Source organism: Bacillus licheniformis DSM 13 = ATCC 14580 (assembly GCF_000011645.1).
Taxonomy (GTDB): domain Bacteria; phylum Bacillota; class Bacilli; order Bacillales; family Bacillaceae; genus Bacillus; species Bacillus licheniformis.
Map to the genome: position 1 here is coordinate 1,561,938 of NC_006270.3, position 17,930 is coordinate 1,579,867.

Here is a 17,930-nt window from a genome sequence, read left to right on the forward strand (position 1 = left end):
ACGTGTTACTGATTCGATCAGGCATGAGTGAAAAAAGGGGAGAAATGAAGACGCTGTCTTTTGTTTCTTAGTGTACCCGCTTTCACCATGCCTTTTTTGTCGTTCTAAAGGCGAAATGTAAACGGTTTATTTAGATGAAAAAGCAGTCTTTTGAACGAAGTTGTCATGAATTTTTGCTGTAAGGTCAAACTATTCTTAGAGGGGGTTAAAAAATGTTTAAATCGCTATTTGGCGTTCTGCAAAAAATTGGACGAGCGCTGATGCTTCCTGTTGCCATCCTGCCGGCTGCAGGGATTCTGCTCGCGCTTGGTAATGCCATGCAAAATCCGCAGATGACAAAAGTCGCACCATTCTTAACGAACAGCACCGTTCAGCTTGTTGCGAAAGTGATGGAAAGTTCAGGTGACGTTGTGTTCACCAACTTGGCGCTCCTTTTCGCTGTCGGGGTTGCCATCGGTTTGGCTAACGGCGACGGCGTTGCCGGAATCGCTGCTATTATCGGATATCTTGTTATGAATGTCACGATGAGTGCAGTGCTCCTTCAAAACGGTTCAATTCCAAGCGATGCAGTTGAAAGAGCACAGTTCTTTACTCAAAACCATCCGGAATACACGACAATGCTCGGGATACCGACATTGGCAACGGGAGTATTCGGGGGTATTATTGTCGGTGTCCTGGCCGCAGCCATGTACAATCGATTCTACACAATCGAGCTTCCGCAATATTTAGGATTCTTTGCCGGAAAGCGCTTTGTTCCGATTATTACATCTATTTGTGCATTGCTGCTGGGACTTGTTATGCTGTTTATCTGGCCGCCAATTCAAGGCGCACTGAACAGCTTTTCAACGAACCTGCTTGCAGCCAATGAAGCGGTCGCAGCTCTCATCTTCGGAATGATTGAGCGGGCTCTGATTCCGTTCGGTCTGCACCATATTTTCTACTCGCCGTTCTGGTATGAGTTCTTCAGCTATACGAACCAGGCGGGAGAAATTGTCCGCGGTGACCAAAGAATTTTCATGGCGCAAATCAAAGACGGCGTCGAATTGACAGCGGGTACATTTATGACCGGTAAGTATCCGTTCATGATGTTCGGTCTTCCTGCGGCAGCGCTTGCCATTTATCATGAAGCAAAACCGCAGAACAAAAAGCTTGTTGCCGGTATTATGGGGTCAGCAGCCTTAACATCATTCTTAACAGGGATCACTGAGCCGATCGAATTCTCATTCCTGTTCGTCGCACCGATTCTGTTTGCGATTCACTGTGTGTTTGCCGGCCTGTCATTCATGATGATGGACATCTTGAATGTTAAGATCGGGATGACGTTCTCCGGCGGTTTGATCGACTACTTCCTGTTCGGAATTCTGCCGAACCGTACAGCTTGGTGGCTTGTCATTCCTGTCGGTTTAGTCCTGGCTGTCATCTACTACTTCGGATTCAGATTTGCCATCCGCAAGTTCAACTTGAAAACGCCTGGACGCGAAGATGCAGCTGCAGAACCCGCTGATGAAGGCAAAGAAGCAGCAGGAGATCTTCCTTATCAAATTCTTGAAGCGATGGGTGACCAGGAAAATATCAAGCACCTTGACGCTTGTATCACAAGACTTCGCGTAACAGTCAACGATCAGAAGAAAGTTGACAAAGAGCGCTTGAAAAAACTCGGCGCTTCCGGCGTGCTGGAAGTCGGCAATAACATCCAAGCGATATTCGGACCAAGATCCGACAATTTAAAATCACAAATGCAAGACATTATGTCAGGCCGGACGCCTCGTCCTGAAAAAGCGCCGAACGCTGCCGAGGAAGTGGAGCAGCAAATCGAAGAAGCTATGGTTGAGCCTCTTCAAAACGAATCAGGTGAAGAAGTATTCGTTTCACCGCTTGCGGGTGAACTTCATCCGATTGCAGATGTTCCGGACCAAGTATTCTCCGGAAAAATGATGGGTGACGGATTTGCGATTCTTCCTGCAGAAGGCACAGTTGTGTCACCTGTAAGAGGGAAAGTGCTGAACGTGTTCCCGACAAAGCATGCGATCGGTCTGCAGTCTGACGGCGGCAGAGAAATTCTGATCCACTTTGGAATCGACACAGTCAGTCTGAAAGGAGAAGGCTTCACTTCATTTGTTTCTGAAGGTGACAGGGTTGAGCCTGGCCAGAAACTGCTTGAAGTCGACATTGAAAAAGTGAAGGACAATGTACCTTCCCTGATGACGCCGATCGTGTTCACGAACCTTCAAGAAGGAGAAAGCGTGAGCTTGCAGGCAGAAGGCAATGTCAGCCTGACACAGGACGACATCGTCCGCATCGAAAAATAAATTCACAAAATGGCCGTACTTGTCAGATGACATGTACGGCTGTATGATATAATATTGTGAATGTACTCAAAGCTTTAAATTAAAAGGAGATTGATAAAAAATGGCACAAAAAACGTTTAAAGTAACTGCAGATTCTGGAATCCACGCTCGTCCAGCGACTGTTCTTGTACAAACAGCAAGCAAATATGATGCAGATATTAATTTGGAATATAACGGAAAAACAGTAAACCTTAAATCTATTATGGGCGTTATGTCACTAGGTATTGCCAAAGGTGCTGAAATCACGATTTCTGCTTCCGGCGCTGATGAAAATGATGCTCTTTCCGCACTTGAAGAAACAATGAAAAGCGAAGGTTTAGGCGAATAATGCTTGAATTAAAAGGAATAGGCGCTTCAGCCGGTATTGCGATTGCAAAAGCATATCGGCTTGAGGAGCCTGATCTAACGGTTGAAAAGAAAAACATCTCTGATTCTGATGCGGAAGTAAATCGTTTTGAAGACGCCATCGAGCGTTCTAAGAAAGAGCTTGAAACCATTAAAAACCATGCTTTGAAAGAGCTTGGCGAAGATAAAGCGGAAATCTTTTCTGCACATTTGTTAGTATTAAGCGATCCTGAACTGTTAAACCCGATTAAAGACAAAATCAAATCTGATTCTGTCAATGCGGAATTCGCTTTAAAAGAAACGGCCGACATGTTCGTCACCATGTTCGAGTCGATGGACAATGAATATATGAAAGAACGCGCCGCGGACATCCGCGATGTCACCAAGCGTGTCACAGGGCATCTTCTCGGCGTTGAGATTCCGAATCCGAGCCTGATTTCCGAAGAAGTCATCATCGTGGCCGAAGACTTGACACCGTCTGATACAGCGCAATTAAACCGCAACTTTGTAAAAGGGTTTACAACAGATATCGGCGGACGGACGTCCCACTCTGCCATCATGGCGCGCTCGCTTGAAATTCCGGCCGTTGTCGGCACAAAAGCGGCAACGAAAGGCATCCAAAACGGCGTAACAGTTATCGTTGACGGCATCAATGGCGATGTCATCGTTGATCCTTCCCAGGAAACAATCAGCGAATACGAAGAAAAGCATCAAGCCTTCCTGGCGCAAAAAGCCGAATGGGCAAAGCTTGTCAACGAACCGACTGTAACGAGCGACGGCCATCACGTGGAACTTGCCGCTAATATCGGTACACCTGATGATGTAAAAGGCGTTTTGGAAAATGGAGGAGAAGCAGTCGGCCTTTACCGAACTGAGTTCCTTTACATGGGCAGAGACCAGCTTCCGACAGAAGAGGAGCAATTTGATGCCTATAAAACCGTTCTTGAGCGTATGGAAGGCAAATCCGTTGTCGTTCGTACTCTTGATATCGGCGGAGACAAAGAGCTTCCATATTTAGAACTGCCAAAAGAAATGAATCCTTTCTTAGGATACAGAGCGATCCGTCTTTGCCTTGATGAGCAAGAGATTTTCAGAACGCAGCTTCGTGCGCTGCTTCGGGCAAGTACATATGGAAACTTAAAAATTATGTTCCCTATGATCGCGACTGTAAACGAATTTAAAGCAGCGAAAGCGATTCTTTTAGAAGAAAAAGAAAAGCTGAAAGCTGAAGGCCAACAAGTTTCCGACGACATTGAAGTCGGTATGATGGTTGAAATCCCTTCAACAGCGGTCATCGCTGATCAATTTGCTAAAGAAGTCGATTTCTTCAGCATCGGAACGAATGACCTGATTCAATACACGATGGCTGCTGACCGGATGAATGAGCGGGTATCTTATCTTTACCAGCCATACAATCCTGCGATTCTCCGCCTGATCACGCTTGTCATTGAAGCGGCTCATAAAGAAGGAAAATGGGTCGGCATGTGCGGCGAAATGGCGGGAGATGAAATTGCGATCCCGATCCTGCTGGGTCTTGGATTGGACGAGTTCTCAATGAGTGCGACGTCAATCCTGCCGGCAAGAACGCAAATCAGCAAGCTTTCTAAAAAAGAGACAGAATCGTTCAAAGAGCAAATTCTGTCTATGAGCACAACAGAAGAGGTTGTACAATTCGTAAAAGAAACCTTCAACCTGGCATAAGCAATTGAAAATCCGGACCGGCATCACCAATGCCCGTCCGGGTTTTTTGTTTATCTGAATGATCCCGGCTGCGGCGGAGATAATACATGTGACCAATTGTTAGAAAGGGGGATTCTGATATGCCTAGGCAGCCATTCAAACTGGGAGATGAGGTGTATGTCATTTACCGGAATCCGCATGCAGCGAATGTGGCGCATATAAAGGAAGCTGAAGTCGTTGATCATCCGCTTCACGAAGGCGAACTGGCATTGTTTATGTATGATACATATCACGCCTTTGCCGAAGATGATGCCGTTTTTTCTTCATATGAAGAGGCGGAACGGCTTTACCGTGAATTATTTGACGGGATATGAAGACATTACCGGTATATCACATCCTCTAAATGCAAAAAGTAATGGAAATATGCAAAGGATGTGTCTGTTTCCAATGGTAAAACCGTTTGTTCCCCAACTCGTCTATATTGAACCGAGAGCCCTGGAATATCCGCTTGGAAAAGAGCTGAGGGATAAATTTTCAAACATGGGACTTGAGATCAGGGAAACAACTTCACACAACCAGGTGAGGAATATCCCGGGGGAAGGCCACCTGCAAAAATACAGAAATGCGAAATCCACTTTGGTGATCGGCGTCAGAAAAACATTGAAGTTCGATTCGTCAAAACCGTCCGCAGAATACGCGATCCCGTTTGCAACAGGGTGTATGGGTCACTGTCATTACTGCTACCTGCAAACGACAATGGGCAGCAAGCCGTATATCAGAACGTACGTCAATGTGGAGGAAATACTTGAGCAGGCGGATCAATATATAAAAGAAAGGGCTCCCGAAGATACGCGGTTTGAAGCTTCCTGCACATCCGATATCGTCGGAATTGACCATTTGACACATACGTTAAAACGCGCCATTGAGCATTTCGGTCAAACCGACCATGGTAAGCTGCGTTTCGTGACAAAATTTCATCATGTCGACCATTTGCTCGATGCCAAGCACAACGGAAAAACGCGCTTCCGCTTCAGCGTGAATGCCGAATATGTCATTAAAAGCTTTGAACCCGGCACATCCCCGTTGGATAAACGGATCGAAGCCGCCGTGAAAGTAGCGGAAGCGGGCTATCCGCTCGGTTTTATCATCGCTCCGATTTATATTCATGACGGCTGGCAGGAAGGCTACAGAGTTCTGCTGGAAAAGCTCGATCGTGCGCTGCCGCAGCATGCGAGGCGCGACATCACCTTTGAAATGATCCAGCATAGATTCACGAAGCCGGCAAAGAGAGTCATTGAAAAAAACTATCCAAAGACAAAGCTCGAACTGGATGAAGAAAAACGGCGCTATAAATGGGGCAGATACGGGATTGGCAAATACATTTATCAGAAGGATGAAGAAGCAGAGCTTCGCAGCGCCCTTGAATCGTATATCGACAACTATTTTCCCGAAGCAAAAATCGAATATTTCACATAACAGAGCTTTAGTTGATAAAGCTCTGTTTTTTGTTTTGAAAACATTATGTTAAAAAAGGATTTTTCCACTCCATTAACACCGCATAATCAAGCGATTCCTCATCTTCAATGTAGCCGGGAATCACACAAACTGGAGAGCGTCCGCAATGAAGCAGGAACGAGAGCACTGGATCGCGCTTTTCCCCGTCCAATACAGCTTGAACATACTGTTCGGGCGTCATTTCTTCAGCCGACTTGTGATAATGGGGAATCCGTCCGCCGCCAATGAGACGCTTGAGCCCTTTAAAGACCGTCAGTTCATACATGGATTGCATCAGCCGCATTCCGATGCCGAGTTTTCGATAGTCGGGGGACACGGAAATATCGACGACATAAAGGGAGTTTCCATCGTTTTGATGTGTGCCGATATACCCGTTGTCCGTCACTTCATCCCAGCTGTGGTGCGGATGATGCGGATCAAAATCAGCCATGAGCGCTGTCATCGAACCGATGATGCGGCCTTCGGAAACTGCGCAAAGCGCTCCATCGGGAAATCGTTCAATATGGGAATGGAGCTGCTCTTCATTCCACAGAAGGTCTTCCGGAAACGGAGGCGGAAAGCATTCTCTTTGGAGAGCAATCAAACCGGGAATATCTTTTTTGCTGTAATTGCGGATGTCCACCTGCTGATAAGAAGTGCCGTTATCGACGTAAAACTGTTTATAGATCGCCAATCACTCCTTTTGCTATTTCCTCCATTATACCGTTATTTTAACAGGCTATCTTAATTTTGCGAAATTTTTGCCGATAAAAAGAATATGAAGGTGCATGTAAAGGAGGGTTTCATTTGTTTAAAAAACTGCATGTCAAAATTGCCGGATTTGTTGCCGTCCTGCTGGTTTTGACGGTTATCGTCCTACAGTTCTCGACAACACATTTGTTGAAATCGATGCTTGAAGATGAGGCAAAAGAATCAACGTCCAGCCTCCTCGGTTCAATTAAAAGAAATATTGAGCTTCAATTAGAACACTACGAGATTTCTTTGAATCGTATAAGTGATGGAGAAATGGCTCACTCATTCTTAAAAGACGGGGATAATAAAATTATAAAAATCGTCAATGATGAATTAAAACAATTAAAAGAAAAAAATGAGTATGTCAATTTAGCTTATATCGGCACAAAAAAGAAGGAAATGTTTACATTTCCGAAAACGACCTTTGATGATGATTATAATCCGGCTGAAAGGCCATGGTATACGTCAGCTGCAAAAACACCCGACAAAGTCGTTTGGACGGAACCTTACAAAGATGCGGTTTCCGGAGATATGACAGTTACTGCGGCAAAAGCCATCGTCGTCAATAATAAAGTTGAAGGCGTTGTCAGTATAGACTTGTCATTGAATTCATTGAACAAAATTATCGAAAATCAAAAGATGCCTTATGACGGCTACGCATTTATTTTGGACCAAAACGGGACAATGCTCGCCCACCCGTCAAAACAGGGCGACGATATATCGAATGATAAAACATATCGGGACATCCCGTCATCAAAAGACGGAATCAAAGTAGGCAAAGATACTGTGATCGCTTATCAGACTGTCGGCGGTACGGGCTGGAAAGTCGGTACGCAGTTCGACACGGCGAAGCTGATGTGGGTCGCGCAGGAAATGAACAAAATGGTCATTATCGTTTCAATCATTGCTCTGGCAGCGGCGATCATTTTAAGCTATTTCGTTGCCAAAACGATCACAGGCCCGATTAAGCAGCTGATTGCCAAAACAAAAGCAGTCGCTGGCGGCGATTTGACGGTCCAAACAGCAGCTGCCTCAAAAGATGAAATCGGTATATTGACAAAAGACTTTAACAAGATGGTCGAACATATGAAAGAAATGATTGTGCAAGTCAGATCATCGTCCGGAAAAGTATCGGATACGACCGATCAATTAAGCGCTGTTTCAGAAGAGACGGTTTCTGCGAGCGATGAAATCGCCAAAGCAATCGAAGAAGTGGCGACAGGCGCGACTGAACAGGCGGCTGAGGTCGAAAATGTCAATGAACAATCCGAACGGCTGTCTGTCAAAATTAAAGAAATCGAACATCATGCCGACAGCATCAAGAAACTTTCGAGAACATCAGAAGAAGCAAGCTATACAGGAATCGATGCCCTCGGGCAGCTGCTTGCAAAGTCAAATGAAGCAAACTCGGAGACAAAGAAAGTGGAACATATGCTATTCCAGCTTGAAGAAAAAACGAAAAACATTGAAGACGTTGTTACAGCCATCTCGGCGATCTCTGATCAGACAAACCTGCTTGCTCTGAACGCCAGCATTGAAGCGGCCCGTGCCGGAGAAAGCGGACGCGGTTTTGCGGTAGTTGCAGAAGAGGTGAGAAAGCTTGCTGAACAATCGGCGGTTTCTTCACAGCACATCAGTGAAACGGTCAAACAGATTCAGATGGAAACGAAAGAAGCCGTTTCAGCGATGACAGAAGCAAGCAAGATGAATGAAGTGCAAAATGGAATGATTCACGAAACAGGTGAAGCGCTCAGCAAAATTACTGCTGAAATGCAGGCGCTCGTCAACTCAATTGACCACATTTATTCTGAAATCTCGGATATGAGCGGAGAGCAGCAAAAAATGTCCGATTCGATTCAGAGCATTTCAGCCATTTCCCAGCAGTCTGCCGCGGCTGCGGAAGAGGTCAGCGCTTCGGCCAACGAGCAGCTGACAGCGCTGGAAAGCATCGCAAAATCGGCTGAAGCGCTGAGCGAGGCCAACCAAGAATTATTAAATGCGATCAATAAGTTTAACGTGTAATAAAGAGGTCCCTCTTGTTGAAAGAGGGACTTCTCCTTTTTCAACATTCACAATCCCAATTTTCAGAATATACGTGTTACACTATAAGAAGGAAGGGAGTGATCATTGTGGACTTAAAGATGAATGGCAAAACAGCGCTTGTGGCTGCAAGCAGCAAAGGACTTGGCAATGCGATCGCCAAAGCCATTGCGAAAGAAGGGGCAAATGTCATGCTGTCCGGGAGACACGAAGCGGACTTGAAAAAAGCCGCGGAAGAGCTGAACGGACTCGGCGGCGGCACCGTCTCTTATCAAGTATGCGATCTTGCAGACGCCGACGGGATCAAAGCGCTCGTTCAAAAGACCGCTGACACATTTGGAACGATCGATATGCTTGTCAACAATGTCGGAGGACCGAAGGGCGGCAGCCTGCTTGATCTGACAGACGATGACTGGACCTCATCATTTGAATTGCATCTGCTCAGCTATGTCCGTTTAATCCGCGAAGCTTTTCCATATCTCAAAAAGGATGGGGGACGCATCGTTAATATCGCTTCATCATCAGTCAAACAGCCGATTCCGGGCTTGCTGCTTTCCAACACGTTTCGAATGGGAATCGTCGGTCTGACAAAATCGATTGCCGAAGAGTTGGCCGAACACCGCATTTTGATCAACACGCTCGCCCCCGGAAGAATCGCGACGGACCGCGTGGCAGAGCTTGATCGGCTGAAAGCCGAGAAAACAGGCCTTTCCGAGCAGCAGGTGAAAGAAAGCTATGAGAAAGAAATTCCGCTCGGCTCCTACGGAAAACCTGACGACTTTGCACAGTATGCAAGCTTTCTTTTATCAGAGTGCAATACATATATGACTGGACAAACGCTGCTGATCGACGGCGGAATGGTAAAAGCAATTTAAGGGGGATGAGACCATGAAAAAAACGGTCGGATTTATCGGACTCGGTGTAATGGGAAACAGCATGGCCTCGCACATTTTAGCCGCGGGCTATCCCGTCAGCGCCTATACGAGAACGAAACACAAAGCGGACAGCCTCGTGGAAAAAGGGGCGGAATGGAAATCATCCGTCAAAGCACTGGCGCAGTCGTCTGATGTGATCATCACAATGGTCGGCTACCCAAAAGACGTTGAAGAGGTTTACTTTGGAAGCGAAGGCATTATTGAAAATGCCAAAAAAGGTTCCTACCTTATCGATATGACGACTTCCAAACCTTCGCTTGCCAAACAAATCGAGACTGCCGCAAAAGAGAAAGGACTTTACGCTTTGGATGCTCCGGTTTCAGGCGGGGACGTCGGCGCGAGGAACGGCACGCTCGCTATCATGGTCGGAGGAGAACGGAAAGCTTATGATGAATGCTACCCGCTCTTTTCGATCATGGGTGAAAACATCCAGTATCAGGGGCCGGCCGGAAGCGGCCAGCATACGAAAATGTGCAACCAGATTGCGATTGCCGCAGGGATGATCGGCGTCGCAGAAGCGATGGCCTACGCCGAAAAATCCGGACTCGATCCCGACAACGTGCTGAAAAGCATTACGACCGGCGCTGCGGGAAGCTGGTCGCTCTCAAATCTAGCGCCTAGAATGCTGAAAGGCGACTTTGAACCGGGTTTTTACGTCAAACACTTTGTTAAAGACATGGGCATCGCGCTTGAAGAGGCGGAGCTGATGGGCGAGAAAATGCCGGGGCTCGAGCTTGCGAAAAGCCTTTACGACACCCTTGTTGAAAAAGGCGAAGAAAACAGCGGCACCCAAAGTCTGTACAAGCTTTGGACAGAATACAAATAACGAAAAAAACCACTTGCTGCATGCAAGTGGTTTTTTGCTGGTTCTTATTTTCCGATGAACTGCTGAGTCCAGTAGTTGCCGTCCTTCACATATCCGACACCGATATGCGTGAAGTTAGGATTCATAATGTTTTTTCTGTGGCCTTCACTGTTCATCCAAGCTTTGACGACTTCTTGAGGCGTTTTTTGGCCTTTTGCGATGTTTTCTCCGGCAGTGCGGTATGTGATGCCGAATTTCTTCATCATGTCAAATGGAGAACCGTAAGTCGGGCTGTTGTGATCAAAATAGTTGTTATCTTTCATATCTTGAGATTTCGTGCGGGCAACCTTGCTCAGCTTTTCATCCAATGTAAGAGGTTTTAGCCCTTGTTTCTTTCTTTCTGCATTCGTCAGTTCAACAACTTCTTTTTCATACGCGCTTACAGAAGAAGATGCAGGCGCTGTATTTTGCTTTTGCTGTGAAGTCTGCTCTTTTGAAGCCGCAGGCTTTGAAGCTTTAGGAGCAGAAGCCTTCGGTGCAGAAGCTTTAGGCTGTTGAGTTGCTTGTTTCATATAAGAATGAAGCAGGGACTGAATTTTTTCTTGGTCAGCTTTAGAAAGCTGGTTCATGTTTTGGATATTCAGTTTGCCCGCGAGATCAGTTACATTTATGGAATGAACGGTTTTGACTTGTACTTGCTGCTGCTCTTTAGCGTCTGCGTGCTGAACGCCGCTGAATGTGAAGAGCGTTGCTGCAGCTGCTGCTGATAAAAGAAAAGCTTTTTTCATAAACAGTAATCCTCCTAAATGTTGTAGTAGTTGTTGTTTCGTACACTAGAATCATAACATGGCTTTTTTGAAATAATAGATCCATATATTCCCTTTGACAAGGTATTATTGTTAATTTTGACATAAAAAAAGAAAAACCCTTTGCTGCCAATATGCAACCAGATCGTTCTTTTACACGTCTTGTCATAAACGTGGTAAAATTTAAATTTGTTAGTTAAATTTTAATATAAAAAGAGATTGACAGCTTTTTTGAAAACTTTAGATTGTAACAACCATTACAAAAGTGTTACAATATATCTCAGTTAATTAATGTAAAATTGAATATTGTGAGAGGAGAGAGAGTTTCAGTGACAGAATCTCAACATGATCCGGCTGAAATCAAAAAGAGCAGGCGTTCGCGTTTATGGCGGATCAACCTGTACTTCTTTGCGGTGTTCACTTTGTTCGCTGCGCTGATTGTCAAGCTGGGCCTCGTGCAAATCGTCAATGGAGAGGCGTATGAGCAGGAAGCTTCGAAAACCGAGGCGAAAATTGCGTCATACCCGGCACCGCGGGGTAAAATGTATGACAGATACGGGCGGGTGGTTGTCGACAACCAAAGCGTTCCCGCGATCACATATACGATGATGACTAGCACAAAAACGGAGGAAAAAATCAGCACAGCCAAAAAACTCGCAGAATTGATCGATATCGATACTTCGTTTCTGAAAGAGAGAGATCTGAAAGATTACTGGCTTGCCAGACACCCGAAAAAAGCTGCTGCACTTCTGAAAGACAGCGAGAAAACCCTCAAGTCTGATCAAACATACAAGCTTCAGGTGGACCGCGTTCCGGCGGAAGAGATCAAAGCGCTGGAAAAGGACAAAGATGAGCTTAAAGTCGCAGCGATTTTCAGAAGATTTTCTGGCGGCTATGCGTATGAGCCGCAAATCGTCAAGGCGATGAGCCCGAAAACCGCGGGGAAAAACGATGCGCAGCTCCTTGATGAGAAGGCTTCTAAACAGATGCCGGCCAACGATTTGACGTATGAGGAAGTCTCACGCGTTTCCGAGCATCTTGAGGAACTGCCCGGCGTCGACGTCATCATGGACTGGACCAGGAAATATCCTTATGAAAAAACGCTCTACTCCATTTTCGGAGGCGTCACAACGCCTGAACAAGGGCTTATCAAGGACCGGGAAGACTTTTACCTGACAAGGGGATATGCCCGGAATGACAGAGTGGGAAAAAGCTATCTCGAGTATCAATATGAAGAATATTTAAATCCGAAAAAAGCGAAAGTCCAATATACCGAAAACCGTTCAGGAAAGGTTATCAGCCAGGAAACGGTTGATGAAGGAAGACGCGGCTACGATCTGCAGCTGACGTTCGACATGGAGCTCCAAAAGAAAGTCGAAGAGGCTATCGAAGAGGAGCTTAATAAATTCCGCGGCTCAAACTACATGCTGGACAGAGCGTTCGTCGTCATGATGGACCCGAATAACGGAGACATTCTGTCCATGGCCGGAAAGCGGATCGTCGACGGCAAAATCACCGACTATGCAATCGGCGCGTTTACAACCCAGTACGAAATGGGATCGGCGGTCAAAGGCGCGACCGTGCTTGCCGGCTATCAGGACGGCATGCCGCATGGGCAGAGTTATTTAGACCAAGAGCTGAGCTTCGCAGGGGGAGTTAAAAAAGGTTCCTACAGAGGAAACACTATCGGTTGGGCTAATGAAGTTAGAGCGCTGGAAAAAAGTTCAAACGTTTATATGTTCTATGTGGCAATGAGAATGGCAGGAATTACGTATGTACCGAACGGCCCGCTTCCGGCGAACCTAGAGGACTTAAAGAAAATGAGGTATTACTTCAATCAATTTGGCCTTGGGGTAAAAACAGGCATCGACTTGCCGCAGGAGTCGGCCGGGATGCAGACAAACCCAAAAATAGTCGGGGGTCTCCTCCTCGATGAAGCGATCGGCCAGTTTGACACGTACACGCCTTTGCAGCTCGCCCAATATGTTTCAACGATCGCCAACGGCGGATACAGGTTGCAGCCGAGAGTCGTGAAAAGCATTCACCAGCCAGAAAGCGAAAAACTCGGTCCGGTCATTGAAGAGCGCTCTGCCAATGTGCTGAATCGTATCAACAATTCTCAAAGCGACATCGCCATCGTCAAGCAAGGATTTAAACGAGTAACCCAGACGGGAACTGCAGCCGGCGCATTCGGTTCGCTTGACGTATCAGGCAAAACCGGAACGGCGCAGACGCAATACTACGGCACAAACCGAAACTGGTGGGGGACTAGGACTTACAATATCACCTTTGCCGGCTATTACCCGTCGGAAAATCCGCAGGTCGCCTTCAGCGTTGTCGTCCCGAATGTCGACGACAAAACGAAGATGAACAAAAACATCGCCGCCAAAATCGTCAAAGCCTATGTCGATCTGCAAAAAAAATACAGCAAAGATTAGACAAAAAAGAACACGGATTTTTTCCGGGTTCTTTTTTTGTTATCAAAATTTGACGAATGCTAGAAGTTTTGAAGGAGATTTCTCGCATTTTAGCGAATCCTTTTAAGCAAAATAGTTTTAATGAATGCTGGTCATGAATAGGGTATAAAGGAGGGATATGATGGAACAAAAAACAAAACGTTTTGAGCAATATAAGCCTCATATGAATTTACAGGCAGTCCTGTCAGCTAACGGCCGTTTTATATACATATCTGCAAATTGCAAAGAGCTCTTAAGCTACGAGCAGAATGAACTGATCGGTACGTATTTGAAGGACTATTTACACGAAGACGATCTTTTTCTGGTAGAAAGCTATTTTTACAATGAGCATCATTTGCTGCCCTGCACCTTCAGATTTGTGAAAAAAGACTACACGATGATCTGGATCGAAGCATCGATCGATTTCGTGACGACCCATGTTGGAGAAAAAGAACGCGAAATTGTACTCAAAATGAAAGTGTTTGAAGACCGTCCCTCTAAGAAAAGCAGCTCCATAAAAGAGGAAGACGCTCCGGAAGAAGCCTCCAGGCTGCCGGCAAAAGAGGAATTCGAAGCCATGATCGAAGGCTTGCCAAACCCTCTGTGCATCAGCGTTCAAGGGGAAATAGTCTACGTAAATGACGCCATGGTCAACCTGCTCGGAGCCGAGCATAAACGGCAAATTATCGGAAAGTATTCCTACGATTTTATCGAGAAAGAGTACCATGACATCGTCAAAAACCGCATTAAGCGGATGCAGCAGGGACTTGATGTCGGAATGATCGAGCAAACGTGGCATAAGCTCGACGGCACGCAGATTCACCTCGAAGTCAAGGCGGCGCCGACCATTTATCAAAACCAGAAAGCGGAGCTGCTTCTTCTCATTGACATTTCATCGAGAAAAAAATTTCAGACCATTTTGCAAAAAAGCAGGGAGCGATATCAGCTCTTGATTCAAAACTCAATCGATACGATAGCCGTGATTCATAAAGGAAGATGGGTCTTTATGAATGAATCGGGCATTCGTCTGTTTGAAGCAAAGACGTATGAGGATTTAATCGGCAAAGATATTTACGAACACCTGCACCCATGCGATCACGAAGATGTCAAAGCGAGGCTGAAACGGATCACAGACCGCCAATCCGAATCTGAAATCATAAAACAGACGTGGTATACATTTGAAAAAAGGCTCATCTATACAGAAATGGTTTGCATCCCTACGACATTTTTCGGGGAAACGGCGGTTCAGGTGATTTTAAGGGACATTTCTGAACGCAAGCAGACCGAAGAGCTGATGGTCCGTTCGGAAAAGCTGTCGATTGCCGGACAGCTTGCAGCCGGGATCGCCCATGAAATCCGCAATCCGCTCACCGCGATCAAAGGGTTTTTGCAGCTGATGAAGCCGACAATGGAAGAAAATGAACATTATTTTAATATTATCTTTTCCGAGTTAAGCAGAATCGAATTGATCTTGAGCGAGCTTCTCATGCTGGCAAAGCCGCAGCAAAACGCATTGAAAGAAAAGCTTGATCTGATCAGGCTGATCCGCGAAGTGACGGCGCTTTTAGAAACGCAGGCCAACTTAAACGGCATTTTGATCAATACGATCCTCACAGACGACAAAATTTACATTAAAGGGGATCAAAATCAATTAAAGCAAGTGTTTATCAACCTAATCAAAAACGCCGTCGAATCCATGCCAAACGGCGGGACGGTTCATTTGACGGTCAGAGAAACCGACGATTCGGTCGTCGTCGAGGTGGAGGACGAAGGAGAAGGGATACCTGAACATGTCCTGAAGCGGATCGGCGAGCCGTTTTTGACGACGAAGGAAAAAGGAACAGGCCTCGGTTTGATGGTCACCTTCAATATCATCGAAAATCACAACGGAACCATCGAAGTCGACAGCAAAGCAGAAAAAGGCACGACATTTAAGATTCTATTTCCAAAATAAAATAAAAAAACAACGGCGTAAAAGCCGTTGTTTACGTAGTCTGTATCGATTGCCTCTTATTGAAAACAAAGGACTCCAGCCGGTCAAGACCTTCCCTTAGCGTATCAGGAGAATATGCGTAAGAGATCCTCACATAGCCTTCCCCGTATTCAGAAAACGAGCTGCCCGGCACGATCGCAAGCCCCTCTTCTTCAAGAAGCGACATGCAGAAGTCAAAGGAAGACATTCCAAACGATTTGATGGACGGGAAAATGTAGAATGCTCCCGACGGTTTAATCACATCGAGGCCCATCGTCACAAGTCTGTCGTACACGTAGTCCAGCCGTTTTTTATACTGCTCGCGCATGATCAGAGCGTCATCAAACCCGTTGGTGACGGCTTCCAGAGCAGCTTTTTGAGAAATCGATGAAGCGCAAGATACGTTGTATTGATGGACTTTTAAAATATGCTTTGCGATTTCCTTCGGTGCGAACAAAAACCCGATTCTCCAGCCCGTCATGCTGTGGGATTTGGAAAGCCCGCCGATGACGATCGTCTGGTCCCTTAGCACAGTTGCGATCGAGTGGTGCGGTCTGTCAAAAGTGAGTTCGCTGTATATTTCATCTGAGAGCACAAAGACGTTTCGGCCTTTTAAAAGGGAGGCGATGTCCTTCAGCTCTTCTTCGGACAGCGTCATTCCCGTCGGATTCGACGGATATGGAAGAACAACACATTTTGTCTTCGGCGTCAGCGCTTCCTCGATCAATTTTGCTGTCAGCTTAAAGCCGTGGGACGTGGTGTCAATGATCAATGGAGACGCTCCGCACATTTTGATGATCGGCTCATAGCCGGGGTATACCGGCCCCGGAAGAATGACTTCATCGCCCGGAGATAAAATCGTGCGGAATGCCGAATCGATAGCCTGGCTGGCGCCTGTTGTCACAATAATCTCGCTTTCCGCTTCATAATTTAAATCGGCTTTTTTCTTCATATAAAGCTGTACAGCCTGCCTCAGCTCAGGATATCCGGCGTTGTGAGTGTAGGATGTTTGATTCTCATCTATCGCTTTTTTGGCGGCCTGTTTGACATGGTGGGGGGTGAAGAAATCAGGCTGGCCGATTGTTAAAGAGATTACGTTTTCGTACTGGGATACAAGGTTTGAGAACTTGCGGATCCCTGAGATTTCGATTTCTTTTACATTTGGATTAAGCAAATGTTCCATTTAGCATCACCTTAAAAATGTTATGGTTTATCTTATTTTACCATCATCAGACCAATTGTCATCTTTTAATCAATCAATTTTATAAAAACTCGTAACAAGTATATGCGAAACGATGCAAGGTATGCGGACATGCGGACGGCGGCAGATAGAAAAATAAGACAATCAAACGATTGCCTTACGTTATGTTCCGTTTAGTAGCCGTAATCGGAGTCAAAATCTTCTTTCCACGAAATATATATTTGTTCTTCACTGTCTGAAGCTTCCTTGAGCATTTCTGTGTAAACGGCCCGGCTGACCTCTTCTAAAATGGTCATTTCATGATTTTTAATCGCTACAATTGTTCCCATCATAAACACCTTTCCTGAAAAATCCTTGACCATTGTAACACGATAAATGTCAAAGTCAATGAAAAACTTGTGATCCGTACATTAATTTAACTTTAAAAAAATGCGATACGTATTGATAATGTTCAGCCAGTCTTAGTAGTATATAGAAGTCAAGATGTTAGGAGGAAAAGCACATTGGAATTGGAATTAGACAAACACGAAACTGCTCCTGAAAGGAGCGAGTATGCCGGAATCGGCGCGCGTTTTGTAGCTTCCCTGCTCGACGGATTGATTCTCGGGATTCCCGCATATATTTTCACGTACGTTTTAACAGCGACGTTGATGTTGGGAAATTCGGATATCATGCTCATGATGGAGACTGATCCCGAGTATTTGAGCGATCAGGAAGTCTTTACGTTTATCATCAGTATGTTCAAAACCGTAGCGATCGTTGGAAGTATTACTTTTATTGTGTATTTTCTTTATTACACGCTGATGGAATCATCCAAATGGCAAGGGACGCTAGGCAAGAAAATCATGAACGTTCAGGTGGCGAAGGCAGAAGGCGGAAGAATCTCATTCGGCCGTGCAGCCGGAAGGTTTCTGGCCAAAAGCTTTCTATCTCCGATTTTGATGATCGGCTACATTATGGCCTTTTTTACAGAAAGGCGCCAGGCGCTTCATGATATGTTGGCAGGAACCATTGTCGTAAAAAAATAACGGGCAAAAGACAGCACGCTTTCAGCTTGAATGCGTGCTGTCTTGTTCAGGAAAATGTTTCACGGCA

14 protein-coding genes and 2 pseudogenes are annotated in these 17,930 nt (G+C 45.7%); 12 read left to right on the forward strand and 4 right to left on the reverse strand.

Annotated features, from left to right (window positions below):
• The first annotated feature begins 212 nt into the window (after nt 1-212).
• The 5 genes from ptsG (at nt 213) to splB (ending at nt 5,849) form a co-directional block, all read left to right on the forward strand.
• Nucleotides 213-2,309 (forward strand): glucose-specific PTS transporter subunit IIBC, encoded by a 2,097-nt coding sequence (ptsG, locus tag TRNA_RS29445; RefSeq protein ID WP_003181245.1) that lies wholly within the window; start codon nt 213-215, stop codon nt 2,307-2,309.
• Between the two features lie 100 nt (nt 2,310-2,409).
• Nucleotides 2,410-2,676: a phosphocarrier protein HPr gene (locus tag TRNA_RS29450; protein WP_003181247.1), complete on the forward strand. Its 267-nt coding sequence runs from the start codon at nt 2,410-2,412 to the stop codon at nt 2,674-2,676.
• A complete protein-coding gene (gene ptsP / locus TRNA_RS29455; RefSeq protein ID WP_003181250.1) occupies nt 2,676-4,394 on the forward strand; it encodes a phosphoenolpyruvate--protein phosphotransferase in 1,719 nt (572 codons plus the stop codon). The genes TRNA_RS29450 and ptsP overlap by 1 nt, the downstream gene beginning before the upstream one ends.
• A gap of 119 nt (nt 4,395-4,513) precedes the next feature.
• Complete coding sequence (locus tag TRNA_RS29460; RefSeq protein ID WP_003181251.1) at nt 4,514-4,747, forward strand: transcriptional regulator SplA domain-containing protein; 234 nt, start codon at nt 4,514-4,516, stop codon at nt 4,745-4,747.
• Nucleotides 4,748-4,820: 73 nt separating this feature from the next.
• Nucleotides 4,821-5,849 carry a spore photoproduct lyase gene (gene splB, locus TRNA_RS29465; RefSeq protein ID WP_009328597.1) on the forward strand — a complete coding sequence of 343 codons (1,029 nt, stop codon included), beginning with the start codon at nt 4,821-4,823 and terminating at the stop codon, nt 5,847-5,849.
• A 43-nt stretch (nt 5,850-5,892) separates the two neighbouring features.
• Here the strand turns inward: splB and TRNA_RS29470 are convergent, their stop codons facing one another.
• Complete coding sequence (locus TRNA_RS29470; RefSeq protein ID WP_003181256.1) at nt 5,893-6,561, reverse strand: GNAT family N-acetyltransferase; 669 nt, start codon at nt 6,559-6,561, stop codon at nt 5,893-5,895.
• Between the two features lie 215 nt (nt 6,562-6,776).
• On the opposite strand from TRNA_RS29470, the pseudogene TRNA_RS44440 reads away from it, so the two are divergent.
• The 4 genes and pseudogenes from TRNA_RS44440 to TRNA_RS29485 form a co-directional block, all read left to right on the forward strand.
• Nucleotides 6,777-7,700: pseudogene (locus TRNA_RS44440) on the forward strand (cache domain-containing protein); the annotation flags it as partial.
• Nucleotides 7,701-7,715: 15 nt separating this feature from the next.
• Nucleotides 7,716-8,642, forward strand: coding sequence for a methyl-accepting chemotaxis protein (locus TRNA_RS44445; RefSeq protein ID WP_369878883.1), 927 nt, complete (start codon nt 7,716-7,718; stop codon nt 8,640-8,642).
• A 107-nt stretch (nt 8,643-8,749) separates the two neighbouring features.
• Nucleotides 8,750-9,535 carry an SDR family oxidoreductase gene (locus TRNA_RS29480; RefSeq protein ID WP_011197937.1) on the forward strand — a complete coding sequence of 262 codons (786 nt, stop codon included), beginning with the start codon at nt 8,750-8,752 and terminating at the stop codon, nt 9,533-9,535.
• Between the two features lie 13 nt (nt 9,536-9,548).
• Nucleotides 9,549-10,421 carry an NAD(P)-dependent oxidoreductase gene (locus TRNA_RS29485; RefSeq protein WP_003181267.1) on the forward strand — a complete coding sequence of 291 codons (873 nt, stop codon included), beginning with the start codon at nt 9,549-9,551 and terminating at the stop codon, nt 10,419-10,421.
• 44 nt (nt 10,422-10,465) lie between these two features.
• Here TRNA_RS29485 and TRNA_RS29490 read toward each other — a convergent pair whose 3' ends face one another.
• Nucleotides 10,466-11,188 carry a CAP domain-containing protein gene (locus TRNA_RS29490; RefSeq protein ID WP_009328594.1) on the reverse strand — a complete coding sequence of 241 codons (723 nt, stop codon included), beginning with the start codon at nt 11,186-11,188 and terminating at the stop codon, nt 10,466-10,468.
• A 347-nt stretch (nt 11,189-11,535) separates the two neighbouring features.
• Between TRNA_RS29490 and TRNA_RS29495 the strand changes: the two genes are divergently transcribed.
• Entirely contained in the window at nt 11,536-13,644 is a 2,109-nt protein-coding gene (locus TRNA_RS29495; RefSeq protein ID WP_003181272.1) for a peptidoglycan D,D-transpeptidase FtsI family protein, read from the forward strand.
• 160 nt (nt 13,645-13,804) lie between these two features.
• Nucleotides 13,805-15,616 carry a PAS domain-containing protein gene (locus tag TRNA_RS29500; RefSeq protein ID WP_003181274.1) on the forward strand — a complete coding sequence of 604 codons (1,812 nt, stop codon included), beginning with the start codon at nt 13,805-13,807 and terminating at the stop codon, nt 15,614-15,616.
• 20 nt (nt 15,617-15,636) lie between these two features.
• Here the strand turns inward: TRNA_RS29500 and TRNA_RS29505 are convergent.
• Both TRNA_RS29505 and TRNA_RS43775 read right to left on the reverse strand, forming a co-directional pair.
• Nucleotides 15,637-16,817, reverse strand: a pseudogene (locus tag TRNA_RS29505) (aminotransferase A); the annotation flags it as partial.
• A gap of 191 nt (nt 16,818-17,008) precedes the next feature.
• Entirely contained in the window at nt 17,009-17,164 is a 156-nt protein-coding gene (locus tag TRNA_RS43775) for a hypothetical protein (RefSeq protein WP_011197938.1), read from the reverse strand.
• A gap of 174 nt (nt 17,165-17,338) precedes the next feature.
• Between TRNA_RS43775 and TRNA_RS29510 the strand changes: the two genes are divergently transcribed.
• The gene (locus TRNA_RS29510) at nt 17,339-17,863 is read left to right on the forward strand and encodes an RDD family protein (protein ID WP_003181280.1); all 525 of its coding nucleotides are present in this window, start codon (nt 17,339-17,341) and stop codon (nt 17,861-17,863) included.
• Nucleotides 17,864-17,930: the final 67 nt, after the last annotated feature.

Excerpts from the sequence above, each read along its gene's own strand:
- TRNA_RS29450 (WP_003181247.1), top strand. The coding sequence starts at position 2,410 with ATGGCACAAAAAACGTTTAAAGTAACTGCAGATTCTGGAATCCACGCT.
- TRNA_RS29485 (WP_003181267.1), top strand. The coding sequence starts at position 9,549 with ATGAAAAAAACGGTCGGATTTATCGGACTCGGTGTAATGGGAAACAGC.
- ptsP (WP_003181250.1), top strand. The coding sequence starts at position 2,676 with ATGCTTGAATTAAAAGGAATAGGCGCTTCAGCCGGTATTGCGATTGCA.
- TRNA_RS29500 (WP_003181274.1), top strand. The coding sequence starts at position 13,805 with ATGGAACAAAAAACAAAACGTTTTGAGCAATATAAGCCTCATATGAAT.
- splB (WP_009328597.1), top strand. The coding sequence starts at position 4,821 with ATGGTAAAACCGTTTGTTCCCCAACTCGTCTATATTGAACCGAGAGCC.
- ptsG (WP_003181245.1), top strand. The coding sequence starts at position 213 with ATGTTTAAATCGCTATTTGGCGTTCTGCAAAAAATTGGACGAGCGCTG.
- TRNA_RS29490 (WP_009328594.1), bottom strand. The coding sequence starts at position 11,188 with ATGAAAAAAGCTTTTCTTTTATCAGCAGCAGCTGCAGCAACGCTCTTC.
- TRNA_RS44445 (WP_369878883.1), top strand. The coding sequence starts at position 7,716 with ATGATTGTGCAAGTCAGATCATCGTCCGGAAAAGTATCGGATACGACC.
- TRNA_RS43775 (WP_011197938.1), bottom strand. The coding sequence starts at position 17,164 with ATGGGAACAATTGTAGCGATTAAAAATCATGAAATGACCATTTTAGAA.
- TRNA_RS29460 (WP_003181251.1), top strand. The coding sequence starts at position 4,514 with ATGCCTAGGCAGCCATTCAAACTGGGAGATGAGGTGTATGTCATTTAC.